8 protein-coding genes are annotated in these 10,449 nt (G+C 61.4%); 1 reads left to right on the forward strand and 7 read right to left on the reverse strand.

Annotated features, from left to right (window positions below; translation table 11 throughout):
- Nucleotides 1–50 precede the first annotated feature (50 nt).
- The 6 genes from C6382_RS21400 to C6382_RS21425 all read right to left on the reverse strand — a co-directional run bounded on the left by C6382_RS21400 (nucleotide 51) and on the right by C6382_RS21425 (nucleotide 6,964).
- Nucleotides 51–2,507, reverse strand: coding sequence for an EAL domain-containing protein (locus C6382_RS21400; RefSeq protein WP_107026316.1), 2,457 nt, complete (start codon nucleotides 2,505–2,507; stop codon nucleotides 51–53).
- Nucleotides 2,508–2,616: 109 nt separating this feature from the next.
- Entirely contained in the window at nucleotides 2,617–4,449 is a 1,833-nt protein-coding gene (locus C6382_RS21405; RefSeq protein WP_107026317.1) for an ABC transporter ATP-binding protein, read from the reverse strand.
- Nucleotides 4,442–5,074, reverse strand: coding sequence for a DsbA family protein (locus C6382_RS21410; protein WP_107026318.1), 633 nt, complete (start codon nucleotides 5,072–5,074; stop codon nucleotides 4,442–4,444). The genes C6382_RS21405 and C6382_RS21410 overlap by 8 nt, the downstream gene beginning before the upstream one ends.
- A 3-nt stretch (nucleotides 5,075–5,077) precedes the next feature.
- Nucleotides 5,078–6,016: a rhodanese-related sulfurtransferase gene (locus tag C6382_RS21415; protein WP_178082814.1), complete on the reverse strand. Its 939-nt coding sequence runs from the start codon at nucleotides 6,014–6,016 to the stop codon at nucleotides 5,078–5,080.
- Between the two features lie 108 nt (nucleotides 6,017–6,124).
- On the reverse strand, nucleotides 6,125–6,424 hold the full coding sequence (locus tag C6382_RS21420) for a BolA family transcriptional regulator (RefSeq protein ID WP_038608283.1): 300 nt from the start codon (nucleotides 6,422–6,424) through the stop codon (nucleotides 6,125–6,127).
- 15 nt (nucleotides 6,425–6,439) lie between these two features.
- Complete coding sequence (locus C6382_RS21425) at nucleotides 6,440–6,964, reverse strand: DUF2059 domain-containing protein (protein ID WP_107026319.1); 525 nt, start codon at nucleotides 6,962–6,964, stop codon at nucleotides 6,440–6,442.
- 156 nt (nucleotides 6,965–7,120) lie between these two features.
- Between C6382_RS21425 and C6382_RS21430 the strand changes: the two genes are divergently transcribed.
- Nucleotides 7,121–8,515: a class II fumarate hydratase gene (locus tag C6382_RS21430; protein ID WP_107026320.1), complete on the forward strand. Its 1,395-nt coding sequence runs from the start codon at nucleotides 7,121–7,123 to the stop codon at nucleotides 8,513–8,515.
- A 1-nt stretch (nucleotide 8,516) separates the two neighbouring features.
- On the opposite strand, the gene C6382_RS21435 is transcribed toward C6382_RS21430, so the two are convergent.
- Nucleotides 8,517–9,473 (reverse strand): DMT family transporter, encoded by a 957-nt coding sequence (locus tag C6382_RS21435; RefSeq protein WP_107026321.1) that lies wholly within the window; start codon nucleotides 9,471–9,473, stop codon nucleotides 8,517–8,519.
- Nucleotides 9,474–10,449: the final 976 nt, after the last annotated feature.

Below are 10,449 nucleotides of genomic sequence, written 5' to 3' on the forward strand. Positions count from 1 at the left end.
CGCGTCAATCACTGTCAGCTCCTTGTTCCTTGTGATTATCGTGCGGATCTTCAGCGAAAGGTCCCAGGCGCTTTGAACAACAGGGGCCTCGCCGCAATCCGTTGGCGTTGCAGGCTGTCGCTGGTGAACGGCTGCGGTCGTTCGATCAGGTACCCCTGGGCGTAATCGACGCCGATTTCCTGCAGGGCCTGTTCGATCAACGGCGTTTCGACGAATTCGGCAATGGTGCGCTTGCCCATGACATGACCGATGTGGTTGATCACTTCAACCATAGCCCGGTTAACCGGGTCGTCGAGCATGTCTTTGACGAAACTTCCGTCGATTTTCAGGAAGTCTACAGGTAAATGCTTCAAATACGCGAACGACGACATCCCGGCACAGAAGTCATCCAGCGAGAACCGGCAACCCAGCCCTTTGAGTTCATTGATGAAGCGTATGGCACTGCCGAGATTGGCAATGGCACTGGTTTCGGTGATTTCGAAACAGATCATCTGCGGTGGAATGGCAAACTCAGCAAACAAGCGCCGCAGGTACTCAAGGAACTTGTCGTCACCGATGCTGCTGCCAGACAGGTTGATCGCGCACATGGCCAACGCGCCGTCGCGCTGATCGTCCAGGCACTGGCGAATGACCGTGAAGACACTGCGCACCACCCAACGGTCCAGCGCGGTCATCAAACCATAGCGCTCGGCGGCAGGAATGAAACTGTCCGGGAAAATGATCCGCCCGCTTTCATCTTGCAGGCGCAAGAGGATCTCGATGTGACCAGCACCGTCATCGGGGCCGAGGGCGGCGATCTCCTGGGCGTAAAGACAGAAGCGGTTTTCTTCCAGGGCCACATGCAGGCGCTGAATCCAGGCCATTTCGCCAAAGCGCATGGACAAATCACTGTCGTCGGCATGGTACACCTGCACGCGATTGCGGCCTTTCTCCTTGGCCATGTAGCAGGCCATGTCGGCGGCACGCAACGAGGCTTCAAGGGTGGTCGGCGCCTGGCTGATGTGCACCAGCCCCAGGCTCACGGTGGTCATGAACGGCCGCCCTTTCCAGACGAAATGCAGGCTCTGAACAGCCTGACGCAAGCTTTCGGCAATGCGTTCGGCTTGTTCTTGCGGGCAATTCTCCAGCAGGATGCCGAACTCATCGCCACCCAGCCGCGCCAGGGTGTCACCTTCACGCAACCCGGCCTGGAGCACGGCACAGATATGGCGCAACAGCTCGTCGCCTGCGGCATGCCCACAGGTGTCGTTGACCAGTTTGAATTGATCGAGATCGAGGAACATCAAAGCATGCCGCGCCGGTTTGCGCGCCAGGCTATTGAGCGCTTGCTCCAGGCGATATTCGAACTCGCGGCGATTGGCCAGGCCAGTGAGCGCATCATGGGTCGCCTGCCAGGACAGGTTGGCGATGTACTGACGCTCCTGGGTCATGTCATGCAGCACCAGGACGATGCCGCTGGTCTGCCCTTCAGCCAGGATCGGCGCACCTACCAGGGTCACCGAGACGGTACTGCCATCCAGGCGCTGAATCAGTTTGGTGTGTTCGCTGCCACCCTTGAGACCACCGCTGAGAATGCGCTCGACCAGGGTCAGGCTGTCTTTCTCGGCATTCTCATCGAGCAGGCTGAACAGTGCCGCCAGGGGCAAGCCATGGGCTTGGGCGACGTGCCAGTGGGTGAGCTGCTCGGCTGCCGGGTTCATGTAAGTGATGCAGCCTTCGACGTCGGTGGTGATGACGCCGTCGCCAATCGACTCCAGGGTGATCTGCGCCCGTTCTTTTTCCACCTCCAGGGCGCTGGCAAAGGCCTGGCGCTGGGCCAGCAACTTGCTTGAACGCATCCAGGCCAAGGCTATCAGAAACAACGCAGTGGCCAGGTTGGTCACCAGCAGCACCCGCAACAACATGCGCGAGCCTTCACCCAGCGCGTCGCTGAATGCCCGGGCGGCAGGTGTCACACCGTCATTGATAGTGGCAATGCGCGCTTTCCACTCGGCGACGTCTTGAGCGCTCGCCGTGCCTGAGCGAAAACCTGCGTGCATCTGCCGGGCAAGCGCGTCCAGCTGACGGAGAAAACCATCGCCCACCGCCCACAGCTCAATGGCCTTTTCCAGGTAACTGACCTGGCGAAAGTTCAGGTACAGCCAGATAACACTGGCAATGTCGTCAGGATGGTTACCGCCCTGCAAAATGCCTCGACGCGCAGCCTCAAGGTCCGGGACCGGCAAGTCCAGGGCAGCCCGCAAGTCATGGCCACCCTGCGGTATGGCAAACGACTTCAGGTACTTCTGAAAAACCGCCTGGTCACGACTGTCGGCGTACAGGTTAAGGTAGTAGATCGCGTCCTTTTGCCCCTTGGACCACAGGCTCTCCCCCGCTACATAACCACGCACCGCCGACAACGCATACAGGCTGATCCCCCCCAACAATGCCTGAAACAACACCACGGCAACAAATGGCCAGATAATGCCCAGCAGGTTCGGGGCTTCGAGAATCCGTTTTCGCTTCATGAGGTCCCTTGCACACAGAGCCGAATGAATCTCTATCTTATAAACGCACAGCCTAGGCTATTTGCTCTCGATACTGGAGCGCTTTTCTCAATTACTCACTACTTTGCATTCAACTCTGCTGCAAATGACCATACAGCTTTGCGTACAAACCGCCATCGGCAATCAGTTGCTGATGATCGCCATCTTCGGCCACATGCCCACCATCGAACACCAGCACACGGTCGGCCTGCTTCACTGCGGACAGACGGTGGGCAATGATCAAGGTGGTCCGCGCACTGAGGAAACGCGCAAGGGCCTGATGCAGGTTGTATTCAGTGGCCGCGTCCAGCGCCGAGGTGGCTTCGTCGAGAATCACCACCTTGGGTTCGGCCAGCACCATCCGCGCAATCGCCAGGCGCTGGCGCTGGCCTCCGGACAAGCGCACGCCCGAGCGACCGACCACGGTATCCAGACCTCGCGGCAATGCGCCGATCGTGGAGTCGAGCTGGGCAATGCCCAGCGCCTGCCAGCAGGCTTCGTCACTGCAGTCGCGGCCCATGGTCAGGTTGGCACGCACGGTGTCGTTGAACAGTGACGGATGCTGCAGCACTACCGCGACATGCTCGCGCAGGGTTTCCAGGCCGATTTCCTGCAAGGTCGAGCCACCGAAACGGATGGTGCCGGCCTGAGCGCTGTAGAGCCCGAGCAGCAATTGCACCAGGGTGCTCTTGCCACCACCACTGGCGCCGACGATCGCGACTTTTTCGCCCGGCGCGATGGACAGGTTCAATTGGTCGAGCACCGGCTCCTCGGCATAGGCAAAGCGCAGTCCCTGCACTTCAATGCCCAGCGTGTCACGCCCTTTGAACGGGTCGACGCCACCGGGGTACTGCGGCTCGTCGGCACGCGCCAGCAATTCGTTGAGCCGGCTCAGCGCACCACCCGCCGCATAAAAGGCGTACTGCAGGTTCAACAGCTGCTCGACCGGGCCGATCATGAACCACAAGTAGCTGAACACCGCCAGCATCTGGCCGATCGACAGGTCGGAGAACAACACGGTGAGCATCGCCGCAGCGCGGAAGATATCGATGCCGAACTGGAACAACAGACCACTGGCACGACCACTGGCATCGCTCTTCCACTGCGAAGCCACCGCATAGTTGCGCACTTCCTGGGCACGCAAACCGAGGCGCCCGAGGAAATACCCCTGGCGATTGCTGGCACGAATTTCCTGGATCGCATCGAGGGTTTCGGTCAGCGCCTGGGTAAAGCGCGAAGTGCTGTCGTTTTCCAGCTTTTTCAGGTGTTTGACCCGCTTGCCCAACTGCACCGTGGCAAAAATCACCAAGGGGTTGAACAGCAGGATCAGCAACGCCAGCTTCCAGTGCATCCACATCAGGATTGCTGCCGTGCCGGTCAGGGTCAGCATGGCGACCAGAAAACGGCTCAAGGTCTCGCCGACGAACTTGTCCAGGGTGTCCAGGTCGGTGACCAGGTGCGTGGTCACCGTGCCGCTGCCCAGGCTTTCGTATTCCTTCAGGGAGATGCGCTTGAGCCGCTCGATCAGGCGGATGCGCAGACGATAGACGATGTCCTTGGCAAGGCCGGCGAACAGCTTGGCCTGCACCACGTTGAAGGCCAGTGCGGCGCAGCGCAAGCACAAGGTCAGCACCAGCATCAGGCCAATGTAACCGGCCGCCACCTGCCAGTTGCCCGGCAGCAGCTGATTCATCCACTTGAGCGCGGCATCGCCGTGCCCGAGCAACACTTCGTCAACCAGCAGCGGCAGCAACAAGGGGATAGGCACGCTACACAGCGCCGCCAGCAGCGCAACGCCGTTGGCAACCCACAGGGCTTTTTTATGGTGCAGGGCCAGGCGGCGGATCTCCGCCCAGCTCAGGCGATCGGCAACAACTGGGGCAGGCCCCGGCACAGGGTCGGGTGACCCTGGCAGGTCAAGCACAGGCGGCCTGCCGCAGCCAGCGTCCGAGCAGCGGGCTTAGCGCATCGAGTGACTGGTAGCCATTGGTCAGCAACGCCAGCTGGCCGTTACGTTCGGCCAGCAAGGTCGGAAACCCGGCAATCCCCAGATCCTGCACCCAAGTGAAATCGGAGGCCGTGACCGCGCGCACCTCGGCACTGGCAAAGCACTCGGCAAATGCCGCCCGCTCAAAGCCGACCTGCTCGGCCAACTCCACCAGTTTGGGGGCGCGGGTGACGTCTTCGCCGCCCAGATAGAACGCTTGCTGGATCGCTGCGAGCAACGCCCAGGTGCGTTGCGGGTCAAGACCACGGGCCGCTACCAGGGCGCGGCAGGCAGGTTCGGTGTCATAGACAAAACCGTCCGGCATCGCCCCTTCGAGGGTGAAGGGTTGGCCAGTGGCGGCATTGACCGCCTGCCAGTGCTCAAGGATGTAACCGCGGGTCGAGGCATCCAGCGCACTGCTGCCAGTGCGCAAGCCACCGGGCACCAGGTGGGTGTCGATCCCGGCGTCGCGCGCCTGGGCGATCAGCGCCTGGGCCACAGGGGCAAAGCCCCAGCACCAGGAGCACATCGGGTCCATCACATAAAGCAGGCGTGCGGACATCTATCAGGCCTCGGCAGCTTTGCGGTAGTTGTGGCCGATCGGGTGCGGCATGTTGCGGGCCTTGGCCAGCTCGATCTGCTTCTGCCGGTCGATGGCGCTGCGTCGGGTTTTCTCGCTCAGGCTGTCCCAGCAATGTGGGCAGCTGATACCCGGCGAATAGTGCTCCGACGCACGGTCTTCGACGCTGATCGGGGTACGGCAGGCATGGCACTGGTCGTAGTCGCCTTCGGTCAGGTCGTGGCGCACGGTGACCCGGTTGTCGAACACGAAGCAGTCGCCCTGCCAGCGGCTTTGGTCCTGCGGTACCTCTTCGAGGTATTTCAGGATCCCGCCTTTAAGATGATAGACCTCTTCGAAACCTTCACCGAGCATGTAGCTGGAGGCTTTTTCGCAACGGATGCCACCGGTGCAGAACATCGCGACTTTCTTGTGCCGCGCCGGGTCGAAGTTGGCTTTGATGTACTCGGGGAACTCACGGAAGGTCGTGGTTTTCGGGTCGATCGCGCCTTCGAAGGTGCCAATCGCCACTTCGTAGTCGTTGCGGGTGTCGATCAGCAGCACCTCGGGATCGCTGATCAGCGCGTTCCAGTCCTGCGGCTCGACGTAGGTCCCGACCTTGTGGTTTGGGTCCACGCCCGCCACGCCGAGGGTGACGATCTCTTTCTTGAGCTTGACCTTGGTGCGATAGAACGGCTGTTCGTCGCAGTAGGATTCCTTGTGGTCGATATCCACCAGGCGCGCATCGCTGCGCAGCCAGGCCAGCAGGCCGTCGATACCTTCACGGGTACCGGATACGGTGCCGTTGATGCCCTCTTCGGCCAGCAACAAGGTGCCCTTGATGCCGTTGGCCATCATGCTTTCGAGTAGCGGCTCGCGCAGCTCGAGGTAATCTTTCAGGGTGACGAATTTGTACAGCGCCGCCACGACGATAGCTTGGCTCATGCAATCAATCTCCAGGTGGTCACCCTCGTAAAGGGCGGACCGGATGACAATAAAAAACGCGCCGACGAGCGGCGCGTTGCACATTCTAACAAAAACCTGACGATGAAATCAGTGTTTGCTGCCACCTGCGCAGGTCGGCGAGGCTGGCGCTGCGCCGACCTTCTGCCACTCTTCAGGGGTATAGGTGTGCAGGGCCAGGGCATGGAACTGCCCCATCAGTTCACCGAGGGTGGCGTAGACCTTCTGGTGACGCTTGACGCTGTTCAGCCCCTCGAACTGCTCGCTGACCAGCACGGCCTTGTAGTGGGTTTCTTGCCCACGGCTGTGCATATGGCTTTCGTCGAGCACCGAAAGGTGCTGCGGCGCCAGCGCGGCCAGGCTCTGTTCAATCTTTTGCTGCATGGACATGGACGGCTCCGCGTATTACTGCTTCGCTGGCGCGGCGGCCTTGCCAGCGTTCGGGTCGAGTTCCTTGGTCATGTCAGCCAGCAGCTTGTTGACCACCGGCACCGCGCTTTCCAGCTTGCGCTGGGTCAGCTGGGCCGACTGCTGGGTCACCTGCGGCATCTTTTCCAGGACTTTCTTGCCCAGTGGCGACTGATAGAAAGCTACCAGGTCCTTGAGCTCGCTTTCGGTAAACGTGGTGGTGTAGAGCTTGACCATATCCGGCTTGAGCTTGTTCCAGCCGATGGCTTGATCCAGGGCGGCGTTGGCCTTGGCCTGGTAGCTGTCGAGCACGGATTTTTTCGAGGCCGGGGCCTTGGTCTGTTCGAAACGCTGGGCAAACATCTGTTGCACCTGCATGTAGACCGGGGTGCCGAGCTTGTCAGCGTGCGCCATCATGAGGAATTTTTCGGCACTGGCGTTGTGGCTGGCGGTATCGGCAAGCACCTGGCCGCTGGCGCAAACCAGCGCAACAGCGGTGCAAAGGGCGCGAAGACGGGTCATCGTAATTCCTTCATTAGACAGAGGAGGCAGTACCCCAGAGTAGAGCATTTTGCGCCGACTCGGGCACGGCACTCAAGTGGCTCGACGAGCGATAGAGCCGCTGCGGCGAAAAGGGACCTAAACTGCGAACTCAGACCACAAGGGAGTGTTCACAGCATGAGCCGTATCGAAACTGACAGCCTGGGGCAGGTCGAAGTTCCTGACCAGGCCTACTGGGGTGCCCAGACGCAACGCTCACTGATCAACTTTGCCATCGGCAAGGAGCGTATGCCACTGGCTGTCCTGCACGCCCTGGCGATGATCAAAAAAGCCGCTGCACGGGTCAACAGCCGCAACGGAGACCTGCCGGCGGACATCGCCCGGCTGATCGAACAGGCCGCCGACGAGGTGCTCGATGGCCAGCTTGACGAGCAATTCCCACTCGTCGTCTGGCAAACCGGCAGTGGCACCCAGAGCAACATGAACGTCAATGAAGTGATCGCCGGGCGCGCCAACGAACTTGCCGGTAAAGGCCGGGGTGGCAAGAGCCCGGTGCACCCCAACGACCATGTCAACCGCTCGCAGAGTTCCAACGACTGCTTCCCCACCGCCATGCACATCGCCGCCGCCCAGGCGGTCCAGCACAAGCTGTTGCCGGCCATCGCCGAGCTGTCGTCGGGGCTGGCGGAGCTTTCGGTGCGTCACCAGCACCTGGTCAAGACCGGCCGCACGCACATGATGGATGCCACGCCGATCACCTTCGGTCAGGAACTCTCGGCCTATGTTGCCCAGCTTGAGTACGCCCAGCGCGCCATTCGCTCGGCCTTGCCGGCCGTGTGCGAACTGGCCCAGGGCGGCACCGCCGTCGGTACCGGGCTGAATGCCCCGCACGGTTTTGCCGAGGCCATCGCCGCAGAGCTGGCGGCCCTCTCCGGCCTGCCTTTTGTTACCGCGCCGAACAAATTCGCCGCCCTCGCCGGGCATGAACCACTGACCACCCTCGCCGGCGGCCTGAAAACCCTGGCCGTAGCCCTGATGAAACTGGCCAACGACCTGCGTCTGCTCGGCTCCGGCCCCCGTGCAGGCTTGGCTGAAGTGCGCCTGCCGGCCAACGAGCCGGGAAGCTCGATCATGCCCGGCAAGGTCAATCCGACCCAGTGCGAGGCGCTGTCGATGCTGGCCTGCCAGGTGCTGGGCAACGATACCGCGATCGGCTTTGCCGCCAGCCAAGGGCATTTGCAGCTGAACGTGTTCAAGCCGGTGATCATCCACAACCTGCTGCAGTCCATCGAGCTGCTGGCCGACGGCTGCAGCAACTTCCAGCAGCACTGCGTGGCAGGCATCGAGCCGGATGCCGAACAGATGGCCGCGCACCTGGAACGCGGACTCATGCTGGTCACTGCGCTCAACCCGCATATCGGCTACGACAAGGCGGCGGAAATTGCCAAGAAAGCCTATAGCGAAGGCCGCACATTACGCGAGGCGGCCTTGACGCTGGGATACCTGAGCAACGAGCAATTCGATCAATGGGTACGCCCGCAAGACATGCTCGAACCCGGCAAGAAAGGCTGAGTCACCGGGCCAGGCGTACGCGCCTGGCCCGCCAGCCGGCCATGATCGATGGGCCCAGCGCGGTCAGCGCCGAGCCCAGCACCACCACCAACGCGCCAATGTAACCCAGGGTGTTGATCTGTTCGGCGTGCACATAGTCAGGCCAGAACCAGGCCGCCAGGGCGACGGCAACGAACGTGATCAACGGGGTGATCGCCAGGGTGGCGCTGACCTTGGAGGCTTCCCAGTGGGCCAGTGCTTCGGCGAAGGCGCCATAGGCCACCAGGGTATTGAGGCAGCAGGCGAGCAACAGCCAGCCTTGCAGCGGCGTCAACTGCAGGGCTTCGAGCGGATGCACCCAGGGCGTCAAGAGCACGGCGCAGCACAGGTAGATCACCATCATCACCTGCAGCGAATTCCACACCGTCAGCAACTGCTTCTGGCTCAGGGCATAGAACACCCAGATAGTGGTGGCCAGGACAATGGTCAGCACACCTGTGGTGTAGACGCTCAGGGAGGTCAACAGCTCGTCCAGGCGCTGGTTGAAAAACAGGCCGAAGCCCATGAGCAGGATGACCAGACCGCCCCCTTGGCCGAGGCTGAAGCGTTCCTTGAACAGGAACACGCTGGCCACCAGCAGCAGTACCGGCCCCAGCTGCACGACCAGTTGCGCCGTGCCGGGGCTCAGCAGGTTCAGGCCCATCAGGTACAGCACATAGTTGCCGACCAGGCCAGCGGTGGCCAATGCCACCAGGCCCCAGCCCTTGCGCCCGAGCTTGTTGAACGACGGCAAGCGCTTGCTTGCCGCCAGCCAGGCCAGCAGCAGGCCACCGGAGACCGACAGGCGGAACCAGGTCACGGTGATCGGGTCCATCACCTGTAGCACCTGTTTGAGCTTGATCGGCAGGATGCCCCAGAGCAACGCGGTCAACAGCGAAAGAGAAAGGCCATAGACCCAGCGTCCGGAAGAAATGTGCATACCAGCCTCAAAATGCCCTGTGGTGGGGGGAGACTGGATTCTACGGGCTAGGTGACGGGGGCTGACAGGTACAATTACAGAAAAGATTTCAGTATTTCATTCCCTCGGTTCCTGTGATTTAGAAGCTTGCCCCGCGATCGGGCCTTATTTCTGGTTCTTCACGGAATTCCGGGGACTATGATCCTTGGGTTGGGTTGGGACTTGAGGCTGCGAGCTTATCCAGTCAATGTGGCGCCGCTGCCGGCCCCTTCCGCCTTTACGGCGGCCTACTTTCCTCTTGGGGAAAGTAGGCAAAGCCGCTGGCTCCTGCATCCGGCCCTACGCTGCGCTCCGGGTCCCCTCGCTACGGTGCCTTCCAGGGGCATCGCGGCCTACGACTTGCTTCGCCAAGTCTCCGGCTCGCGACTTCGGCTAACGCCGAAGGGTGCTGCGCACCAGCCCCCTCCAGACACCTACGCTCGGCCTCCTGAAGTCGCGAAGTTACGGGCGGCGCCTGCACTGGCGTATCTTCGAAATCAAATGCTGGCAGCGGCAAGCTGACGCCAGCGCGGGGCAAGCCCGCTGGCAAAGTGAGTACCAACTCGCCCTTGATCTCGCTCTTGCTCTTGCTCTTGCTCTTGATCTTCATGCACGTCGGTTCAGGCGCCGCGGAGTGCGACTTCAGGAGGCCGAGCGGAGGTGCCTGTAGGGGCAGTGCGCAGCACCTTCGGCGTTAGCCGAAGACGCGAGACGGAGACTTGGCGAAGCAAGTCGTAGGCCGCGTGGCCCCGGAAGGTGCCGTAGCGAGGGGACCCGGAGCGCAGCGTAGGGCCGGATGCAGGAGCGAGCGGTTTTGCCTACTTTTTCCAAGTGTATGGACCGGAGACATCGCTGACACATGTACGGGGACATGGTTGACACATTATCGCTTGCCATCCGGGTTGTTGAAATCGATGGTTCTCAGCTTGCGGTGACAGAAGTAGACGTCGAAGTGATC

This window comes from Pseudomonas sp. BBP2017 (assembly GCF_003024385.1).
GTDB lineage: Bacteria > Pseudomonadota > Gammaproteobacteria > Pseudomonadales > Pseudomonadaceae > Aquipseudomonas.